This window comes from Vreelandella venusta (assembly GCF_007989605.1).
Lineage (GTDB): Bacteria > Pseudomonadota > Gammaproteobacteria > Pseudomonadales > Halomonadaceae > Vreelandella > Vreelandella venusta.
Map to the genome: position 1 here is coordinate 19,472 of NZ_BJUL01000006.1, position 21,211 is coordinate 40,682.

Annotated in this window: 16 protein-coding genes; 5 read left to right on the plus strand and 11 right to left on the minus strand. The window is 53.0% G+C overall.

Annotation, left to right across the window (positions count from 1 at the left end; genetic code table 11):
• Positions 1-28: 28 nt before the first annotated feature.
• Positions 29-931: a LysR family transcriptional regulator gene (locus HVE01_RS08090; protein WP_125748090.1), complete on the minus strand. Its 903-nt coding sequence runs from the start codon at positions 929-931 to the stop codon at positions 29-31.
• A 174-nt stretch (positions 932-1,105) separates the two neighbouring features.
• On the opposite strand from HVE01_RS08090, the gene ppnN reads away from it, so the two are divergent.
• The 3 genes from ppnN (at position 1,106) to HVE01_RS08105 (ending at position 3,612) form a co-directional block, all read left to right on the plus strand.
• Positions 1,106-2,488: a nucleotide 5'-monophosphate nucleosidase PpnN gene (gene ppnN, locus HVE01_RS08095; RefSeq protein WP_125748093.1), complete on the plus strand. Its 1,383-nt coding sequence runs from the start codon at positions 1,106-1,108 to the stop codon at positions 2,486-2,488.
• A gap of 72 nt (positions 2,489-2,560) precedes the next feature.
• Positions 2,561-3,286, plus strand: coding sequence for a sulfite exporter TauE/SafE family protein (locus tag HVE01_RS08100; protein WP_146943416.1), 726 nt, complete (start codon positions 2,561-2,563; stop codon positions 3,284-3,286).
• Between the two features lie 125 nt (positions 3,287-3,411).
• On the plus strand, positions 3,412-3,612 hold the full coding sequence (locus tag HVE01_RS08105; RefSeq protein WP_125748099.1) for a hypothetical protein: 201 nt from the start codon (positions 3,412-3,414) through the stop codon (positions 3,610-3,612).
• A gap of 117 nt (positions 3,613-3,729) precedes the next feature.
• On the opposite strand, the gene HVE01_RS08110 is transcribed toward HVE01_RS08105, so the two are convergent.
• The gene (locus HVE01_RS08110) at positions 3,730-6,453 is read right to left on the minus strand and encodes a cation-translocating P-type ATPase (RefSeq protein WP_146943418.1); all 2,724 of its coding nucleotides are present in this window, start codon (positions 6,451-6,453) and stop codon (positions 3,730-3,732) included.
• A 404-nt stretch (positions 6,454-6,857) separates the two neighbouring features.
• On the opposite strand from HVE01_RS08110, the gene HVE01_RS08115 reads away from it, so the two are divergent.
• Together HVE01_RS08115 and HVE01_RS08120 are read left to right on the plus strand one after the other, a co-directional pair.
• Entirely contained in the window at positions 6,858-7,217 is a 360-nt protein-coding gene (locus HVE01_RS08115; RefSeq protein ID WP_146943420.1) for a hypothetical protein, read from the plus strand.
• A gap of 78 nt (positions 7,218-7,295) precedes the next feature.
• Positions 7,296-8,048 (plus strand): VIT1/CCC1 transporter family protein, encoded by a 753-nt coding sequence (locus tag HVE01_RS08120; protein ID WP_125748105.1) that lies wholly within the window; start codon positions 7,296-7,298, stop codon positions 8,046-8,048.
• 425 nt (positions 8,049-8,473) lie between these two features.
• Here HVE01_RS08120 and HVE01_RS08125 read toward each other — a convergent pair whose 3' ends face one another.
• From HVE01_RS08125 to HVE01_RS08165, 9 genes are all read right to left on the minus strand, one after another.
• Entirely contained in the window at positions 8,474-9,043 is a 570-nt protein-coding gene (locus HVE01_RS08125) for a TetR/AcrR family transcriptional regulator (RefSeq protein WP_146943422.1), read from the minus strand.
• A gap of 11 nt (positions 9,044-9,054) precedes the next feature.
• Positions 9,055-9,597 carry a carboxymuconolactone decarboxylase family protein gene (locus HVE01_RS08130; RefSeq protein ID WP_146943425.1) on the minus strand — a complete coding sequence of 181 codons (543 nt, stop codon included), beginning with the start codon at positions 9,595-9,597 and terminating at the stop codon, positions 9,055-9,057.
• 163 nt (positions 9,598-9,760) lie between these two features.
• A complete protein-coding gene (locus tag HVE01_RS08135) occupies positions 9,761-9,955 on the minus strand; it encodes a hypothetical protein (protein WP_146943427.1) in 195 nt (64 codons plus the stop codon).
• A gap of 3 nt (positions 9,956-9,958) precedes the next feature.
• Positions 9,959-10,447: a hypothetical protein gene (locus HVE01_RS08140; protein WP_146943429.1), complete on the minus strand. Its 489-nt coding sequence runs from the start codon at positions 10,445-10,447 to the stop codon at positions 9,959-9,961.
• A complete protein-coding gene (locus tag HVE01_RS08145; RefSeq protein ID WP_146943431.1) occupies positions 10,444-11,058 on the minus strand; it encodes a hypothetical protein in 615 nt (204 codons plus the stop codon). Before HVE01_RS08145 ends, HVE01_RS08140 begins: the two co-directional genes overlap by 4 nt.
• Positions 11,059-11,503: 445 nt before the next feature.
• Positions 11,504-12,499 carry a phage head spike fiber domain-containing protein gene (locus HVE01_RS08150; RefSeq protein WP_146943433.1) on the minus strand — a complete coding sequence of 332 codons (996 nt, stop codon included), beginning with the start codon at positions 12,497-12,499 and terminating at the stop codon, positions 11,504-11,506.
• Positions 12,499-13,368 carry a hypothetical protein gene (locus tag HVE01_RS08155; protein ID WP_146943435.1) on the minus strand — a complete coding sequence of 290 codons (870 nt, stop codon included), beginning with the start codon at positions 13,366-13,368 and terminating at the stop codon, positions 12,499-12,501. Before HVE01_RS08155 ends, HVE01_RS08150 begins: the two co-directional genes overlap by 1 nt.
• 1 nt (position 13,369) lies before the next feature.
• A complete protein-coding gene (locus HVE01_RS08160) occupies positions 13,370-14,851 on the minus strand; it encodes a hypothetical protein (RefSeq protein WP_146943437.1) in 1,482 nt (493 codons plus the stop codon).
• Positions 14,848-21,150 (minus strand): hypothetical protein, encoded by a 6,303-nt coding sequence (locus HVE01_RS08165; RefSeq protein ID WP_146943439.1) that lies wholly within the window; start codon positions 21,148-21,150, stop codon positions 14,848-14,850. Before HVE01_RS08165 ends, HVE01_RS08160 begins: the two co-directional genes overlap by 4 nt.
• Positions 21,151-21,211: the final 61 nt, after the last annotated feature.

Here is a 21,211-nt window from a genome sequence, read left to right on the forward strand (position 1 = left end):
CAACACACTTAAACGCCCTTGGCGCCCGTTATTCGGGCACCAGGGGCGTTTTTTCTTGCAGGCGTTGGTGATGAAAGCCCTCCAGCAGCTTTTCATAACGTTTCGGCAAGACTGAATCGCGCCGACGCAGCAGATAGAGCACTTCATTAATCCCTTGAGGCAGCGCCAAGGCTTTTACTTGGCGCTGCCAAGGAGAGGTCTCTAACACCAAACGTGACACCACGGTAAATCCCAACCCTCGAGCGACTGCATCCAGCACCATGCTCACTTCGTTAGTAAATCCCTGATGCCGAAAATGCGTCATTGAACGAAATTCGTCTGGATAATTAGCGCGCAGCAGTGCATTGGCGTGATTAATACCGTCGTAATAATTAAGAAAGCCTATGCCCATTAGGTCGGAAAGCGTGCTACCAGCGAAATCAGCAGGTACGACTAAGCATAATGGCTCTTTGTGCCATACCGTGCAGGTCAGTTCGGTATGGTTGACCTGCTCAGTTACGATGCCAATATCGTAGCGGCCTTCAAGCAGGTCATTAACGATTTCGTGATTAAAAGCAAAACTGTAGTTGACCGTTAAGTTAGGATGCATCTGCTGCTGGCCAAGAATAAAAGGGTAAAACATCAACCCAACACTGCCTGGAGAAGCAATCCGGCATTCGCCGCTATCCAGTGAGTCGTCATCTAAACCATGGCGAAACTGCTCATGCTCGGCAAATAGCTTCAGCGCATAATCATAAGCCCTTCGTCCAGACTCCGTTAGCGTAAAACTTCTGCCCTTTCTCTCTATCAGCGGTTTATCCAAATAGCTTTCTAACTTGCGGATATGCTGGCTGACGCCAGGCTGCGTCATCTCCAGACGGCGCGCAGTTCGTGTGAAACTCCCCGTTTCCACTAACGTTATAAACGTCCGAAAATACTGGGCATTAAACATAATAAAGCGCCATCTTGACTAGCCACCGTGTGCTCTCAACGAAAGCACAGGGTAGCACAATCCGCCGTTTAACGGACGCTAAGGAGCACACTACCCTTATTGTTTTAATTCAGTTAGTAAAGGCCATGATAGTATGTGGTTTCGTTAACAATATGATTAGGGACAGCCAGACTAATGACGCAACCTCCAGTGCCGCGTGCCACCATTTCCAGCATTATTTCCCCGGAAGGCAGCCTCGAAGTGCTTTCCCAGCATGAGGTCAACCGCTTAAAAAGCACCTCTAAAAGTGGCTTGCATGATCTGCTACGCCGCTGTGCACTTGCGGTGCTTAACTGCGGCAGCCCAACGGATGATAGTTTGGCCATTATGGAAGCCTACAAAGACTTTGATATTGAAGTTTTACAGCAAGACCGAGGCATACGTCTTAAGCTAACCAATGCGCCCGCCGAAGCCTTTGTCGACGGACGAATGATTCGTGGTATACGTGAACACTTATCATCAATTCTTCGCGACATAGTTTATGTTTACAACGAAATCCAACACCACAAGCGGTTTGACTTAACCACGGGCGAAGGCACAACTAACGCCGTGTTTCATATCCTGCGCAAGGCGGGCACGCTAAAGCCCGGACGCGATCCAAGTTTGGTGGTGTGCTGGGGTGGCCACTCGATTTCCAGAGAAGAGTATGAATATACCAAGGACGTTGGTTATCACCTTGGCTTGCGTGATTTAGACATCTGTACCGGCTGCGGCCCTGGCGCCATGAAAGGCCCCATGAAAGGCGCTAACGTTGCCCATGCAAAACAGCGTCGTAAAGATGGCCGCTATTTGGGCATTTCTGAACCAGGCATTATTGCAGCCGAAGCGCCCAACCCTATCGTTAACGAGCTGGTTGTCATGCCAGACATCGAGAAACGGCTCGAAGCATTCGTGCGCTTAGGGCACGGTATTATTGTTTTTCCCGGAGGCGTAGGTACTGCAGAAGAAATTCTTTACCTGCTGGGAATTCTGCTTCATCCAAGCAATCACGATATTCCTTACCCGCTCGTGTTTACCGGCCCTGCCGATTCCGCTGAGTACTTTCAGAAAATCGATGAATTTTTAGTCTATACGCTGGGCGAGGATATCCGCCGCTACTACACGATTATTACCGGCAACCCCGTGGCCGTCGCACGTAAAATGCGTGAAGAGATTGACGCGATTGCCGACTTCCGCCGTAAGCATCAGGATGCTTTTTACTACAACTGGCGTCTTACCATTGCCCGCGACTTTCAGGCCCCCTTCGAACCCACCCATGAAGCTATGCGTGGTCTAGCGCTTCATCGTCAGCAGCCTACCCATGAACTAGCGGCCAACTTACGGCGTGCTTTTTCGGGCATTGTGGCGGGTAACGTTAAAGAACCAGGGATTCGAGCAATTGAAGCCCATGGGCCTTTTGAGTTAACCGCGGAACCAGAACTCATGCAACGCTTAGACGAGCTATTAACCTCATTTGTCGCCCAAGGACGCATGAAACTTGATGGACAAGCATATACACCCTGCTATGTTCTAAAGTAACTAATTTAGTGAATATCGATTTCATCAGGTGCAGTCCAACCGCGCTGCGCCTGATCCCCCAGGAAACTCACCGTGATTATTGCTCTTTTAACGCTGATCGCAGCAGGCATCATCAAAGGTGCTATTGGTTCTGGTGTGCCGGTCATTGTAGTCCCTGTACTCACCATGCTTTACGACGTGAAGCTGGCGATTGCCGTGTTAATTGCCCCCAACTTGTTTAGTAACATGTTACAAGTATGGCAATATCGCCACCATTTGTTACCGCTGCGATTTCTCGCCGCCTTCTCACTATCAGGTGGATTAGGCATTGTGCTGGGCACATGGGGACTAGTTGCGCTATCCCCCACGCTTTTATCGCTCGGGGTGGCGGCATCGATCGTGCTCTATTTAGTGATCAAAATAGCTAGGCGAACGCTCGCTCTTCCCTTCGCTACTGCTAACCGCATCGTACTGCCTGTCGGCTTATTGGCCGGCGTTCTTCAGGGTGCTGCAGGTATGTCTGCCCCCGCCTCTGTGACATTTTTGAACGCCATGCAATTGGAGCGCCGCGTATTCATTGGCTCTATTTCTGTGTTTTTTGTTGCTATCACCTGCGTGCAAATACCGGCGCTGCTGAGTGCGGAAATACTCACACGGGAACGCACGCTTTACAGCTTTATAGCGCTATTCGTCATTCTCGCCGCCATGCCCATTGGCGCACAGCTCGGTAAACGCTTACCGCACCGTTGGTTTGATAATCTCATCATGCTGTTGCTGGCAGGCATTGCAGTGAAAATTATTGTGGATGCTGCACTTTAACGCCTAGCGAGCGGCATACTGGGCAGAAAGGGGGCCAAACCGCTACACTAATGACGCAGTCATAACACCTTGCCTAAACCACTCATGGCAAGGTAGGAACCACCACCAAGGAAAGGATAAATAGCATGGAAATGATTGATCAGCTTCGGGATGGAAAAACCAAAGCATTCGCCAAGCACTGCTTTGAACGCTACTCCCCTGAGGAACTCAATGCAGCCTCAGAAGGCGCGCCGGATCAGGATGAAATGGCGCACTGGGAAATTACCGCCGGCCAATGGGAAGAAGCCGTTGCAGCCGCCCTTGCGGATCACCGCTCACAAGGCTAGATAGATTGCCTATGCTAACCTGAGCAGGATGAGCGCCACCCGGGGTTGTTACCCCCTAGTGGCGCTTTCGGCTTTAAACAGAATGACAATTAGCCCGTCCTCAGCCTATGTCTATGTCTATTTGCCATCGAGCATTCGCCAACCTGCCTTCTCAGCTTCAATTAACACATATATCATTCCACTGCTGACAACAATAGCTAGCCAATGCGCCATATTTAACCCTTCGCTATCAAAGATAAGCTGCATAAAGGGTAGATAGGTAAACGCCATTTGCAGCAGCATCACCATCACAATAGCGACCCATACCGGGCGACTGCCAAAAATGCCAGCAAACGACAAGGTACTATTAATTAAAAAACGACTGTTAATCAAATAAGCGGCACTGCCAGTAACTAGCATATTGACCGCCCCTGCCCGCGCTAACGCTTCGCTTCCACCCTGGTTAAGTATCCAAGAGAACATGCCGAAGACGCCAACAAGCAACAGCACAGACACAAAAACCACTCGCCATAATAAAAACAGATCCAGCATCGGTGCTTTAGGATCTCTTGGCTGGCGCGTCATTAAGTCTTTCTCCCCACTCTCAAACGCTAATGCCAAGCCTAGCGTAATCGCAACCACCATATTTACCCATAATGCCTGCAACGGTGTTACCGGTAGTACCGAGCCTGATAACACAGCAAGCATAATCGCCAAGCCCTGAGCAACGTTGGTAGGCAGAATAAAAGTGATCGTTTTACGAATGTTATCGTAAACTTTGCGACCTTCTTCAATTGCACTGACAATGGTGGCAAAGTTATCGTCTGCCAACACCACTTCAGAGGCATCTTTCGCCGCCTCAGTCCCCTGTATTCCCATAGCAACGCCGACATCAGCACGCTTTAAGGCTGGCCCATCATTAACGCCATCCCCAGTCATGGAGCAAACTCCGCCCCGTGCCTGCATCGCCTTTACTAAACGCAGCTTATGCTCTGGGGATGCCCGAGCAAAGACATCGATCTCTAGAATGATATTCTCTAATGCTTGGTCGGACATCGCTTCAATTTCTCGCCCGGTAAGCGCTTTCTGGGTTTGCGCAAAACCCAGTTGTTTAGCAATAGCCAGCGCTGTCGAAGCATGATCACCGGTAATCATAACGGGGCGTATACCCGCTTGTTGGCAACGCTTAACCGCCTCGATTGCCTCCTCTCGAGGAGGATCCAGCAAGCCAATAATTCCCAATAAGCGCAAGCCACCTTCAATATGGTGATGGTCAAGCTCATCAATCGTAGCGGCGGATTTATCGGCGATGGCCAGAACGCGTAAACCTCGTGAGGAAAGTTCGTGAATGCGGTTTTCCCACTCCTTACGATCAATAGCGGCGGTGCCTTTTGTAGTAGCAACGCTATCGCACATTTCTATCAAACGATCAGGCGCTCCCTTTACGATGATACGCTGGCCATCGGCTTGTGCATGCAAAGTGGCCATGTACTTATAGTCTGACTCGAAAGGAATCGCATCTACCCGCGGAAACTGTTGGCGCATCTCTGAGGTTTTGATACCTGCTTTTTCGCCGGCAACCACTAACGCGCCCTCTGTCGGGTCGCCGTAAATCTGATACTGCCCTGCCTGCTGTTGTAGCTCAGTGTCATTACACAGTACGCCAGCACATAAAAAGTCGCTTAACGGTTGGGTACTGTCCATATCAACACATTCAGTTTCTTGTTCACCGCTGGCACACAGTCGATAAAAATCCCCCTTAGGCGAGAAACCAATACCTTCGATTAGAAACTGCTCGTCACCCAGCCATACCGCTTGCGCGGTCATTTCATTGCGCGTCAATGTGCCCGTTTTATCCGAAAAAATAGTTGAGATGGAGCCCAACGTTTCAACTGCGGGAAGCCGGCGAATAATAGCATTGCGCTTCGCCATACTTTGCACGCCAAGCGCGAGCCCAATGGTGACAATAGCGGGCAGACCTTCAGGAATCGCGGCTACCGCGAGACCAACAGCAGCCATAAACATATCCGCAGCAGGCTGGCCATGAAGGAACATGCCTAACAACGCGGTAATAGCCGCTGCACCCAAGATAAAAACTGCCAGCACCCTGCCTGCGCGATCAAGCTGCTGAAGCAGCGGCGTTTTAATTTTTTCCACACGGCGCAGAAGCTCAGAAATTTTGCCTATTTCAGTGTAGCGCCCCGTCTCAACGACCAAACCACGGGCATTGCCTTGCACCACAATCGTGCCCGCAAACGCCATACTGCTTCGCTCCGCCAACTCCACATCTGCGCTCACTGGGTGTGCCTGCTTCTCCACAGGAACAGATTCCCCAGTTAAAGCCGCCTCGTCGGTACGAAAACGCCGCGCCTCAATAAGCCGCACGTCCGCAGGTATTCGGTCTCCACTCTCCACTAGCACAATGTCCCCAGGCACTAACTCGTCGGCAGGAATAGTAGTGCGCTTCCCGTCACGTAAGACATTTGCCTGAGGAGAGAGCATGCTGCGGATGCTATCAAGCGCCTGCTCTGCTTTTCCTTCCTGGATAAAACCAATCAGCGCAATCACGACCACCACTCCCACAATGGCCGCCGCATCGATGTTATGCCCAAGTAGGAAGCTGGCAACAGCAGCAAACAGCAGTATAAGAATTAAAATATTATTGAGCTGATCCAATAAACGCCGATACCAAGGCCGCTCTTGAGTTTGCTGAAGACGATTCAGCCCGTAGCGCTCTAAGCGCGCTTGAGCCTCAACGGTGGATAGGCCATCGGCAGTAGTGGCCAGCCGCGTAAGCGCTTGGTCTACCGAAGCACCATGCCACTCTTGAGAAGAATTCGTTGGTGTTTGAGGGTTTTTCATCCATAAGCTCCCTTGTTAACTATACGGTCAGCTTACCGCAACTTGCTGCACCGCAATACCGATAGTACTTATAAACTAACAAGGAAATGATGCAACGCAAAAAAACTCTCACAATAAAGACTAAGTGCACCGATAAAACATCACCAGGAATACGTCACATAGCTATAGCTACCGGCTACCATAAGCACAAGCCTTTGTTTTTATATTATATTTTTACTACAAATGAAAAATACAATATTAATATCACACTATTCAAATATGCTTGTCATACTTTAAAAATTACAAAAAAACAAAAACCATCATGACCATAAAATATGACCCTTATCAAATAAACAGTGATTAATTACAGTCAATCTATTAAGGGTGGCTATACTATTTATATCTGTCTAAGAGGAACCAACACAATGACAACGATACTGTTTCCCAGCCTGACAGCAAAGCCTGCCAGCGACGAACTAATGCTGGTGTTCTGGTATCAGCCTTGGGTGGAAACCACACATTCTGCCACCAAGCTACAACGGATCTGGCTCGAAGCAGCAAATCAAGCGCTTCGTCATGAACTGGATTTCATCTCATCGGTGGCTCCGATCTACAGCAAGCTAACCTACTGCATGCTCGGTTTTGAAGGGCCTCAAACCCTTTCGTCAATGGCAGTTTGCTACCACAACACTGCAGAAGAGATGGCAGAAGCAACGTTTAACCGCATACGCAAGGTATCAGAACTCAGCGAAGACTTACGTGAGCAGATATGGAGTGAGCTCTGAGTCATGGCTAAGCTAACTTGAAGGCGGAGAGCAATTATTCAATGCTGCTTTTAGCCTGGAGAAGTATGAGGCCTCTATATGCCAACCCCAAACCGTGAAAGCCTTCTCAATGATCATCACCCGGATGCAGTGCATAAGCGGCTGGCAGCTCCAGTAAAAGCATCAACGCTACCCGATGCTGTGCTCGGCGCTATCGATGGCTGCGTGACGACTTTTGCGGTCGTATCGGGGGCATTTGGCGCAGGCTTTTCACCACAGGTGGCGCTTGTATTAGGTTTCGCCAACTTAATCGCTGACGGTTTCAGTATGGCAGTAAGCAATTACGAAGCCGGTCAGGCACAGCTAGCTCAAATCGCCAGCACTGAGCGTATCGAACGACAACATATCGACCTGGTGCCTGAGGGCGAACGCGAAGAGATTCGTCAACTTTTCCACGCCAAAGGTTTTGAAGGAGAACTACTTGAACAAGTAGTAGAAACGATATGCCGTGAACCAGATAGATGGGTGGCTACCATGCTACAAGAAGAGCATGGGCTTTCATCTGCTGGCCTTAACCCTCTTCGGGCAGCGTTAGTTACCTTTAGTGCTTTTTTGCTCGTGGGTGCTCTACCGTTACTTCCGTATACAATACCTAGCATCACTATCACGACACAGTTTCTAGCCAGTCTAGGGCTGGCTTGCGGCATATTCCTTGCTATTGGCATGCTTAAGAGCGCCGTCTACGGCCTACCGGCCTGGCGCTCAGGCATACGCACCCTTTCCATGGGTACCGCCGCGGCAGGACTTGCTTTTGCGACAGGCTCTCTCGCGCAGAGTCTATTAGCAGGCTAAACCTAGCAGAACAGACGTGCTTAGTTAGCTAAGCATCGTGGGATCAGAAGGCTTCACAACTTATGCTAATGATTGCTAATCCAGAATTAAGCTTAAAAACTAAAAAACGGCCACCGCTGTAGTAGCTAGGTGACCGTTTTATCTGTTTGGTCGGAGTGACAGGATTCGAACCTGCGACCTTTGCAACCCCATTTTCACGCGGCTATCAAAGTAAGCCATTGATTATAAATAGATACACACTCGTTTAAGTGCCAGCCAATACAGCCAATTTGCTCTATAAATATCAGCAGGTTACACGTTAGTTTTCAGCTGCTAAATTCTCACCTTCACATGGGATTATGAGTGCACTCACCTCTATAGCAAGGTTATCGATCCATACTGGGTATATTCAGCAATCTACAAGCAAAAGGTCGTGCCCTTCCCCGTCAGTCTCGCTGGAGAGCCGAGACGATCAAACACTCCAAGGTCACGACAGCCTGATCATAGGGAACCTGATCCTCCATCGTAGCTTTCGCCATTTCCTCGATCGCCCCAAATATCGCCACCAGCCGATAGTCAAGGCACCCATCGGTGTCATAGTCCGAGAAAATCTCCCGATAGACATACACGAAGGAATTTCGAATGTTGGTGCGAATATTCTTATATTCGGGATAGGCCATTAAAGCCGAGACGATAGCTTCGTATTGAGGGCCACACAGCCTGACACAATCAAAATAAAGCGCCACGACATGATGCACCTTCTCCTGCAGTGAGCAGGCCTTGCCAGCAACCTGTCGCCGGGTCACATCGACCAGTTGCTGGTCAAATCGAGCATATAGCTGATAAAGCAGATTGGCTCGACTCTGGAAGTGATCATAGGCCACGGGCTTGGTCACGCCCGCTTCCTGGGCGAGTGTGGCCAGAGTAAGAGCGTCCGCTCCATCTCGCTCAAGAATCACCAGAGACAGATCCAGCAGTTGCTGTCGTCGCTCGTCCTTGGAAAGCCTTTTTCGCATTAACGCCTCACTTACTTAGGATTCGGAATCAGCTCAACTTTCGGGAAGTCAATCTTTGGTTGCACCAGATTATTGATCCAGTTACTGAAATTGTTAATTCCTGTCCATGACACTATCTGCACGATCAGAGCATCACTCATGCCTAGAGCCCTGCAGCGATCTTTCTGCTCAGGGGAGCAAGCTCCATTATGTTTCATCACGTCAAGAGCTAGGTCGAGCATTGCCTGATCCAAAGCATCACTGGCCTCACCTACCTGGGCAGCACGGCACTCCTCCTTACTCATGCCCAGCTTTCGGGCCGAAAAGGTATGCCCACTGACACAGTAATGACAGCCGTTTCGGTTAGCCACCGCTAGGGAGATCAACTCTCGCTGCTGCTCACTCAACAGACAGCGTTCCTCAATCGCCGCCTCGAATGCCAGGTAGCCTTTAAGGCTCGCCCCATCAATACCCAAGGCTCCGTAGAAGTTCGGGACCATCCCATAGCGCTCCTGGAACTCTTTCAGAATAGGCGTGGCCAGATCATCGGCCGTTTCAAGACTCACCGGTTTCATCGTTCACCTCATTCAACAAAAAATGGCAGGGCAAAGCCTGTTCTTTAATAGAATTTGGTGGTTTGCGATATGAACTCAGCCGCAAACCTACCAATAGTAAGTATACTATTGGTAAGTTATGCCGCAACCCTCTTTTCAAATAAAAAATCCGCTTTCGCAGCGGTCAGAGTTTGCCTTCCAGTCCTTCCCAAAAATGGGAGGCTTCCCATTTGAGTTCCTGTAGCGCCCAATTTCTAGCATCGCGGCGGAGTACCCACTGGCCGCGTTCCTTCTCCCAGCGGCTAGTGCCACGCCATTGGCCGTTCACCTTGACGCATTCCTCAGCGTATACCCACCGCTGGTTCAGGTGCAAAAACATGGGTCAGGTGCTCCAGTGTTGCAGCCATATATCGCCGTCATTGCCAATGGTGTCATCCGGCGGTTGGTCGCTGATGTAGATATCTCGGCTGGCAATGGTGCCGACGTCTGTCGCTCTCTGGTATTGCGGGTGTGGGTCAGCGTCGGCAGTGTGGGCATCAACGGTTTTGGTTGCGGTGCCTGCTGGGTCGAAAGCATCCGCGTCTTGTGCAGCGGCAGTACCCAAGATGGGCGTGTCGCTGAGATCGTTATAGCTGCCTGAGATGGCGATTTCCGCCAGTTCGTCAACGTTGGCTTTGCCTGATAGAAAGCTGTCAATCTGGGACTGACTATAGCGGTCAGTGATGTCAGTAACAGTGCCCGCCAGCAGGGCAAATATTTTGCCATCTGCGAGGTTGAACGCGAGCTCGCCCCCGCTGATCTGTTGATCCGTGGGCACCGCGCCGGGCTGCGTACTGATTCGCAATCCGACGAATTGCTGGAACTCGTTCATAGCAGCGCCGCCGCCCGCATGTGATCATCAGCTTGCTGATCGGTTAACCCCAATTCCTGCATCAGGCCGATAAATTGAGGATTGTCTCGCTCCCATTCGGTTGCTCGCAAAAACCACGCCCGGGTCAGCTTGCGCTGGGTAACATCGCCTATACCATCGATAGCGGATTCGACCAATTCGTCTAGGCCCGCAATGATTAACTGCTGCATGCCTTGGCGGCTAGAGACTGATTCGGGCACTGGCAGCACGCTTTCTGCGAGCATGCCGAATTTAAACGGGGGATGCGTCACGTATTCTTCGCCATGCTCATCTATACGCGTTACTGGATCGAGATTGTAGACGCTGCTGTAAAGCGCCAGTTTGTCACCGTTACTTTGGATCTGTTCAAAAACACGGTCAGCCGTACCTGTGCCTGTATATTGCGCTTCGGCAAGAACCGTGACGTGGGGGCGCCACTCATCAAGCTGGGCGGGCGGCATGCGCACGTAGTGCAGGCGGCCGCTTGCGGCGTTGCTAGCCTGGGGGTCAGTGAGTAGCGGCTTGCCGTCTTCGTCGGTGAGCGCGTCGTGCAGCTGGGCAGTAGCGGCGAGGTGTAAGATAGCGTCGATCATGATATAGCTCCCATCGCTTACTGTGATGTGATTGCGTTAAGTTCGAGCGTAGTTAACTCTCTCGGACAATATGAAATTAACGATAATGATGAATCGTAGCCGTCTTGAATAGTGTTATAGACACCTATGCCAATCCCGCCATCTCCGTTAAAAGACGAAAAGTCTAAACCAGACAATGTCGAAGTTGCGCCATTATAAGAGAACTTTACCTCTCTTTTACTTGTGTTATATGTAATTGCTGCCAATCCGTCTAAACCATTTGTTAAAGATGTAATATTGTACGGACTACCCAAAACAAAAAGCCTACCTCGATGTGATTGTATTGAAATTCGTCCGGGCACAATTGATCCGCCGAATGCAAACAAGTGAGAGGTTTTAGCCGGCTTTATAAAATCCTTTGCTTTAATGATAAAAGTTCCTGCGGTCATGCTGAAAACAGGAGCACTCATAGCCGAGGTGATAAAATCCCCACCGACAGCAACTGGTGATGCACCTGTCGGGATAGTAGAACCAACTGCCCCAGACTCAACAAGCATTGCCCGATATATATATCACAGGCGGAATCTAGCTCGCGAATCATAAAATTAACATCACTTTCGGATGAAACCCCGCTAAACGGGTAAAACCTCCACTCATCATCAGCTTCAAAAGTTTTATTTCCGTCGAGATTTGTTTCAGCTTCACTTACCACCGACATACGGAACCTACCGCCAGCGCCACCCTCTTTTTTCTTTGCGTATACCCCTGCAGAAAATACATTACCGACCGTAAGACCACTAACGTTCTGCTGTATGCGATTATTAATACCAGAGCCGTCACTTGAGAAAAGAACGCAATCACCATTTAAACTTTTAGGATTACCGACACCGATTTCAGTTTGAACCGATGCACTTGAAAACAGCCCCCATGGAATGCCGTCAAACGTTTCATTTCTGAGTAACCGGTTAGTACGCGGGCCTTCTGCGCGGATGCCGAGCGGCTTACCGTTTCGCCATTCACGCGCAAGTTCGTTAGGCGGTACCTCTCGCAGCAGCCCGTCCGCTCCCTCAACCCACTTTGGCGTCGTCCGCGATACTGCTAAAATTTCACCGATATTGGTTGAAGCAACCGACTGCCCACTATCAATCCGATAGATCCCACGATCAAAGTCTAGATCGAAAGTAGCTTTGTAGCGAAACTGTTCAAGAATATTAATCTGGTACTGATCTGCCACCGCTTCTACATACCCACGCGCATCCTCGGCGCGATCGGCATTGGCGGCAGCATTGTCGATTTTGGCGGCATACTGATAGACGTATAGCCCCATAGCCAGCACTTCGGCGCATAACGGCACAAAACGGACGCGGTGGCCGTCGTTGGCTAGGCCAGTATTAGGGTTGTCGTCATCTGAGTAGGTGTTACCGCTACCCCCAAGGTAAGTTGGGAATGTCACTTGTGCCATTACAATATCTCCCTGAGCGTGATGCTATTCGTAAAGTTGGCGAAATAAGGGTTGGTTAGCGGGTCGACACTGGCCAGCCTACCGATGAAGGTTTTGGCAAACGTCTGAGGGCCGGGTGCGCGGCTTTCGGTGTACAGTATTTCCTGATGAAGCCCTTGCCGCCTAAGCATGGCGTGGATCTGCGCGAAGCTTTCATCCCGGGTAATGTGCGCCAGCTCGAACGACACCGTACGGCGCGGGGTTTTGGCGTCAGCGTATTCGGTCATGTCCTGGTTATCGGCGTTTTCGAATTCGGTGCCGATGTCGAGGCCGTACTGAATGCCCCAGCTAGCGTTGTATGTCGGTTGCCAGTAGTTGGCGATAAAGGCGCGGCCTATGCGCACCGCGCCTTCCGGGTTGGTCGGGTTGTCGATTTCAACCCGTACCCGGCGGCATACCTGGGGGGCATCGGCAAACATCCAGGCCAGTGAGGTAAAATCCTGCCGATCTTCTTCAAACAACCCGCCCGACCAAAAATTCGGGTCTTCCCAGTTGAGTTCTGAGCTGGAGTAGACTGATGGCCAGACATCGCGCCAGCCGCTATCCCACATTTCGCTCGTTGCCATTTCGTCACGGAATAGGCGTACACGCCACCGAGCCGCTACTGTCAAGTTATGCTTAGCCAGGGCAACCAATGCCACGGTACGGAAACGAGGGAGGATCACATCAAACTGAGTGTTAACGGCCCCCAGCCCCATGGTTTCCGCGATGTCGTCAAATATCGGCTGCTGCAGGTTTTCCCGGGGAAGGTCCGTGCGCCAGCTGCCCCCGCTTAACGTCGCCTCGTTGAGGTAATTCGGCCAGCAGAGCGTGGCCCAGTTGTCTTTCATATCACCCCCACAGGGTTAGGGTTAAACGGTTTTTGGAGGCATCTATTTCACGCCCGACTACCCGCATGTCACGGCCAGTGGCGTAGCCCAGCCGCGAGGTTTCCAACCGGATGGTGTCGTTAATGCGCAACGTTGGGGCCTGAGCCACGCGGGCCTCAACGGTGACGCTATCCCGCCGAGGTGAGAGCAGCGCCAGCACACGGTCAGCTACGCCCTGCCCTTGCGCCCTAGTTGCCAGTCGGGTAGAAATTCGCAGGTCATCCGCCAGTGGGTGGCGGTTACGGGTCGCAGCATCGGCGGCCACGGCTTCGCGAACAGACTTTTCTAGCCGCGCGCGCCTAGCCTCGCTGACGCTGCCCGCCAGATCGGCCTGTGTGGTTTCGATGGGGTCTGTCTCCACGACCACTTCCGCTACCGGAAGGCCGTTACTGCCTGCGCCGGTGGCATCCCGTGTGATCTGCAGAATCTGGTGATCCCGTAGCGTCAACACCGGTTCGCCGGGAGCCTCTATCACGCCAGCACGAATAGTGCCGCTGGCATCAATGCGTCGGTAACCGCCAACGCTGAGCGCGATGCGGTCTAGCAAGTCGCCGGTTGTAATTTCATCGGTAATCAGCAAGCGTATGTCCCCAATGGCATTCAGTGGGGATATATCGGCACTAGCCATGTTGTGCCCGGCATCATTGACAATGGCGGCCATCACATCGCCCGCGGCGGTTTGAGCGCCATTGGCATCCAGGGTGATCTGACCAATGGGCGCTGCACCTAGCCGGATGTAACCTTGGTAGCGCCTCCATGTTCCTGCCGGCGGTTCCCAGTCTTGCCACTGCTGTTGGGTTGGCCCGATAGCTTCCAGCTCTGTGGTATCTGCGTAGTCACCATCAAAGGTCAGGGGTACGCCGCGGTCGTACACAGCAGTTACCGTGCAGTCGATGTCGCTGATCTGGTAGATCAGCTTGTGTGAGTTAACGACCACCGGCCGAGCCTCCCGAGCCTGACCGTAAAGCCGTGGTTTGACCGTGCCGCCAATGTCGTCATCAGTCCCTTCAAGCCCATCAGGTGCCACGTTGGTACCTGCATAGCGGGTATGCGGGTGCGGGATCTGCAGCATCTCTTCCGGATCGCGCAGCTTGATCGAGACAATCCGTCGTTCAAAGCCGATACGTGCCACGGTTCCACGTAGTACCTCGGCCTTGCCGGCGGCATCCGCCAGATACAACACAGCCTCGCGGCCATCGGTGGCGTAGTCCGCCAAATAGTTCAGCGAGCCATTGGTGTTGATCAACGTTGTCTCGCCGTAGCCTGAGCGACTGGCGGTGCGGATTAGGTCGCCGGCATACAGCCCCGCGCGGTAGAGCCCAGCATTCTGAATACCAGGCTGCCATGCATGGCCGTCAGGGTCGCGGTAGGCACCGGATGCAAAGCGCAGCGTTACCGCCTTCCCTGCCTCGTCCAAGGCTTCGATGCTAAGTAGCCAGATCATCGTGCCGCCTCCAGTCGGGCCTTGCTCGCCAGGTCGCCCAGCGCCTTATTGCTTCGCTGCTGCTCATTGATCTGGCGGCTAAAGCCTGCCTGCTGCACCTGCACCGCCGCGCCGGTGTGTCGCTCGATTTTTTCCAGCCGCTGGTTGAGCATACGGTTTTCGTTGACCAGGTCGCGGAGCACCTGGGTGACATCGTTCTGATCGAGCAGTGGGAGCTGCGGCATTGGGGGTATTTCAGCGCGCACACCAAGCACACCACCAGAGCCCCGCGTTAGCGGCATGATGGCTTCTGGACCCGCTTCTCCCATCAGGCCCATGTTGAAGAGTGCTGGCGACGATACGACCTGATTTGTGAATACTCCACCTTGAGCAAAAAAGTGGAGAGGATTGATGTCGCGTATATAACCACCCGAGACATCACCTCCGGCAGTTCGTATTTCGCGTATAAGTTGAGCCATCTCGGCAACAGCACTGCCACCGACACCGCGATACGCCCGATTAACGATGTCGTCAGGCGTGTTGTTAGCGACCTGAGAGTTCCTACTCAGTCGGCTCCACTCGCTCTGGAAGCGCTGATACATAAGACCCAAACCACCTGCGACCGTGTCGGGATCAGCGTTTGGGTCGGCGATGCTTCCATCAGGGGCTCCGGGCATCGTCGGTCTACCAGAGCCACCAAATCCACCGGGCTTGTCCGGCATTGATAGCTTCAGCAGATTTTCGTTTGCATTAAGCAGCTTATTAATGGCACCGGAAAGGGATAGAACAGACTTATCAAGGCCAATCAACGCGGCAACATTGCCGTTCATCGCTTCGCCCAGCGTGTTAAGGCTCTCAAGCTGCTCCCTGGCACGCTCAGCTATACTCTTGCCGCCCTCCGCCGTGTTTTTTGCAACGTCATCAAGGTGCTTTAGATCAGCGTCTTTGAATGCCACATCGGCCAGCATGTTAAGCCGTTGAGTTCCGCCGGCCGCATTAATAACGGCCCATTCGTCTCGAGTCAGATTGAGATTGCCGCCTGTCTGCAGGCGCTTAACAATGCTCTCTGAGCGGGCATCAATTAGCCGCCGCTCATCACGAGTCAGTTTTCCATCCGCCAACGCAGCTTTGATGGTAGTGGTCAGCGTGTTGGTTTCTTTCAGCGCCAGTTTTTTGGCGGCTTCCGGCATGCGCGAATCGATCACGCCGCGAATGGTTGAAGTCAGGTAGTTGCTGCTTTCCAGCGCCAGTGCTTTAGCATCCGGGTCTGTCAGGCGGTGATCGAGACCACGCACAAAGGTACGAATAGTGTTCGTGCCATTCAGCGCCAAATTCATGGCCGCGTCCGAACTGTCGCTGGTCAGAATCGCATGGACGGCCGATGTAATGTTGTTGCTGGTACTGATCGCCAGCTGCTTTGCCGCATCGCTGACATTGGAGCCAAGCACAGCATTAACATCTGTGGCGATTGAGTTTGCACTATTGAGTGCCAACGCCCGGGTTTCATCAGTAATGCCATCGGCTTGGGCCGCATTGATAGTAGCAAGCAGCGTATTGCTGTTGAGCAATGCGAGCTGTCGAGTCTCTTTAGAGACATCTGCGCCCAGCGTTAGATCTACTGTGCTGCTGAGCGTGTTGGTGGTGTTTAACGCCAAACGCTTGTCATCCCACCCCAGTTCGCTACCCAGCAACTGGTCAACCGTACTGACCAGGTTGTTAGACACGTTCAGTGCCAGCGCCCGGTCGTCTTCACTCAGCTCGCTAGTACCGATCAGGTAGTTGATTGTGGAATCTAGCCGGTGAGCTTGATTGCCCAGCACAGTACGCAGATCGTCGGGCAAATCGTTACTGCCAACGGCAAAATCGATCAAAGTACCGATCGTGTATTGGCTAGCAAAAACGGCACGTTCAATCTCATTAGCGAGTGATAGCTTGATCATGTCATCGAATGACGTGATGACCTCGCCAAGCTTGTTGGTTATCTCTGTCGCCAGATACTCTTCAGCGCTGATCTGGTCGGGCAGATCTTGCAAGGACTTCAGCACGTCTTCCTGGATGCGCTGGAAGCCGCTGCCGCTGGCGTACATTTCTTCACCGGCTTTCAGGTAGCGGTCTGCATACTCCGTGATGCCCTGCAGTGCATCTCTGTCGCCTGACTTGGCCAGCTCCAACTGACGAGCGAACTGATCCCCCGCTTCACCCAGGTTCATATTGGGCGTGCCACTAGTGGCGTTGCGCTGATCAATCCACTGACTAATGCTGTTAAACGTGCTGCCAAGCTGGTTCTGAATGCTGGCTAGCTCAGATGCATAATCTCGGCTTGCTTGCTTGGCTTTCTCCTGTGCTGCTGCTTCATCTTCCAGTGCCCACAAGCGCTCCTGAAACGGACGGAGGCTTTCATCAATGGCTTTTAACTCGCGTTCGCGCTGCATTGTCAGTGCTTGCTCAGCGTCACCCACCAGACCCAGATAGCTGATTTGCAGATCAAACGACTGCTGATCAAACGTGTGGTAAGCCTGCTGAACTTGCTGCTTTGCCTGATCAACCCCTTGTTGAGCGGCGCTTACTGCGTCTTGATAAGCTCGCGCGGCCTCTTCTGCCGCGCGCGCTGCTTCCTGTGCTTGACGATCCAGCTCACGCTGGCGTTCTGCCTGGGCGCGGACACGCTCCTGTTCCGCCTGTTCTGCATCCTTAATCGCGTAGATCTGTTTCTGAATGCCACGATTGGATTCATACAGAGCATCCAACTCCAGTTGGCGGAGGGCAGTAGTGTTGCCTTGCGCTTGCAGTAGCTCACGTTCAAGTTGCGCCTTTTCACGCGCGATGTCGGCAGCACTACGTTGGGCAGTGGCGTTGTCATCGATGGCATTGGTCGCATCCTGCGTTGCAGGCACAAGCTGGGCAAAGGCGCTTTCTAGCTGTAGTAACGCGGCGACATTAGCCGTTCCCGCATCAGTATTGAGGCTTTGCGCTTCAACCAGAGCGCGGAAACCGTCTCGTGTCTTGGGCATTTCAAGCCCTAGTTCACGCATTGTCTCGCTGATCTGCTCGCGCAGCTCTGCCTCTCGCTCAGCCTGGGTAAAGTAGTTCTGATAGTAGCTAGCACTCTTGTTGTTGAGCGCATCCATGCCACCAACAGCTTCCTGCATCGCCCAGGCGTAATGAATTGCACCGCCTGCGGTATCGTCGAATTGCAGGTTTAGCCGCTCAGCGCTGTTCCCAAGAAACACTGTGGCGTTAATAGCCTGAGTCAGGCTATTGGCAGTTCCTTGAATATCTTGGGTGTTGGCCTCCAGGTGAGTGGCAACGTCGCTCTGAATCTGGCCATTTAGCGACTGGATTAAGCCTTCGATGTTGAGTACGGCAAGAAGAGCATTCGTCATCTTGTCCGGGTCGGCGATCTGAGTAATAGCCGAGTCAATCAGCGCACCGAAGTCGCTGTTCATTGCACCGATCGCGGCGGCAGTTCTGCGCCCGAGCTGCTCAGTTATGCCTGCCGCATCAGACGCCTGCAGCCGGACATCCTTAACTGCCGCGCTCATAGCATTTAGCTCTTCGGGCGAGCGCGCAAGACTAGCGAGCAAGTCATCGCTAGCGGCAATAGCTTCAAGAAATTCAGTCGCTTGTCCGAACGAACCGAATGTTTCTTGCAATCTATTTGTATTGGCACCGTGGAAACCGATATTCCCAAACGAACTGCGCGCCTTTACGCCGTGCTGAACGTCCTCAAACACCCTGTTAGGATCTTGATCGGTAGTCATTAAATCAAAGCTAGGACCGCGTGACTTGCTGCCAAATAGACCGCCAATCGCCTTAGTAATGCCACCGCCCAACAGCGAGTCGATAGCGAGGCCGCCCGCGATCCACGGCATCGCAGTGCTAATGCCTGACGCAATGCTGCTAGCGAGGCCAGCGGAATTACCCAGCGCCGCGCCAGACGCTGCACTGCCCGCCCAGCCGCCGTAAGCAGCACCACCCGCCACTTGGCCAGCGCTTGCTAATGCGGCAGACGATAGACCGCCCTGCATCGCTAGCGAGGGGGCGGCGGTGCTGCCCAAACCAAGTAACGACTTGCCGCCGCTGATTAGGTTTCCTAAGCCGCCAAAACCGCCACCACCCGGCATGCCGATGGTGTCTAACCCCATCATGCCCGCCACCTTGAACGTCAGCTTTTGGGTGGTGAGCATGTGGGCAATGTTGGCGAACGTCTGCTGAAAGGCGCGCTCGACGGTATCCAGCGCGCTGGTAGAACCATCGATGAGGCCTAGCCAGGCATCGCGGCCCGAGTCGTCGACGTTGCGCAGGGTATTATCTGCGACGGTTTCCCAACTGATAAAGCTGTTAGCAATGCGCTGACTGGCGTCTTCAGACGCTTTAGCGGTTTTGTCGGTTTCCCGCTGCGCTGCTTGAAACGACTCTTGCAGCATGCCCATTGACTGCATGTACTGCACGGTGGTCATGCGGCCCGTCGCCAACGCCAGGTTTAAAACGCCCACATCTTGGGCATATTGGCGCGCGGCGCGGCGGTTGGGCTGGATGCGGTCGAGTAGATCTTCGTAGCTGTTGGCTAGGGTGGTGGTTTTGTCGGCTGCGTCGGCGGCTGACGTAGACAGCGTTTTATTTAACTCTTCGGCGCGTCGTGTCTCTTCGTTAGCCTCCTCGATTCGATCCGCGTAGACGACAAAAGCGTTGGCATTCTGCTCAATACGGCTAGCAGTTTCGCCACGAGCCACGTTGATCCTGTCGTTCAGCTCAGCGATGCGCTCTTGAGCCTCAGCTACTGCCTGCATGCCTGATATTTCAGAGCCCAGCTCACCACCACCAAAGCCTAGCGCGCCACTACCACGGCTCTCGCTACGCAGCTTAGCCAGTTCCTCGCGTGCGGTTGCGGCTTTGATAGTGGCTGTGTCCAGCTCTGCATTCAGAGACGACAGCGAGCCGCTTAGATCATCTTGCGACATGCCTTTCATTTCGTCCCGAAGGTCGTGTATTTGATCCTCAGTTAAACCAGCACGCTGGCCGGTAAGGTTTAGCTCGTCGCGGAAGACGTAGAGCAGGCCCGCACCACCTACCAGCAATCCGAGTGGCCCACCCACTAGCGCATATGCTAACGCCAGCCCTCTCGCGGCAACCGTACCACGCTGTGTTGCAGCCGTGGCTATGTTGGTGGCCGCCGTATGGGCACCTGCTGCCTCAGCGGCACGAACACGAGCGACAGATAGCTGCTGTAATGCAAAGGCATGTGCGGCCGTGCCTCGGGTGGCTTGCTCTTCAATTCGCGCCGTACTCAGCAGCGCCATTGCAGACTGACGCTCTGCTGCTGTTCGGCGGGTTGATGCGGCGGTTGCTGCCACTTCTGCTTTTATTTGGGCGCGTAACGAAAGCTCGCGCGCTATCATTTTCTGCGTAGAAGCGGCAACTGCGGCTGCATAGCGCCCCGCCAGCAATGCGGCAGTTATACCTACAACATCTGTTAGCGCGTTTAGAATCACCTCCGCGCCACCAATTTCTTGAATAAACGCACTGGTTGCTTGCAGCCCCGACGTCATCGTCGGCACTAACTCCCCCGCCAGCGTTTGGCTTAACCCTTGCGCCGCAAACTTGAGACGATCCACCTCGTCGTTATAGGTGGCCATCGCATTGGCGGTATCTTGAGAGATCGTTAGGCCCAGCGCATCCGCTTCAGCGCGCATAGCGGCAATGGCATCGGTGCCCTGGTTGACGATCTGCACCAGCTTAACGCCTTCGCTATCCCACAGCTTTTGCGCCAGCGCCACACGTTCACTGCTGCTTTCCACGTTCTGCATGGCGGCAGCGATACGCTCGAACTGCTCTTCAGGCGCTAACTGGTTGAGGTCTTTAGCGCTAAGCCCGAGGCGGTCTAACGCTTTCGAAGCGACGCCCGTGCCTGCGGCTGCCTCCGCTATGCGGCGGGTTTGTCGCTGCCATGCCGTTGTTAGCTGCCCAAACTCAACGCCGGAAAGCTTGGCCACATAGTTGTACTGGCTAAGGGCTTCGGTACTCGCCCCAATGCGCAGGTTGGTTTTCTGTAATTGGTCGCCCCAATCGATTTGATTTTGGAGGGTATTGGCCGCAAACATGCCAGCAATCGCGCCTGCAATCGGCGCCGCTGCGCGCTTGAGAACGGTTAGCCCTTGGCTAGTGGCGTTAACATCCTGATTGAACTGACGGCTACGGCGTGAGCCCTGGTCGAACCCCTGGTTTAACTTACCCAGTTCGTTATCCGTAGCCTTAATGGCCTGAATACCACCACTAGCATCACCAGTAATGATCAAGCCGGTTTTATATTGCTTAGCCATGGGTGGCACGCCTCAAATTACGGGTACAAAAAAGCCCGCTCGAGGCAGGCTGGTTAACTAT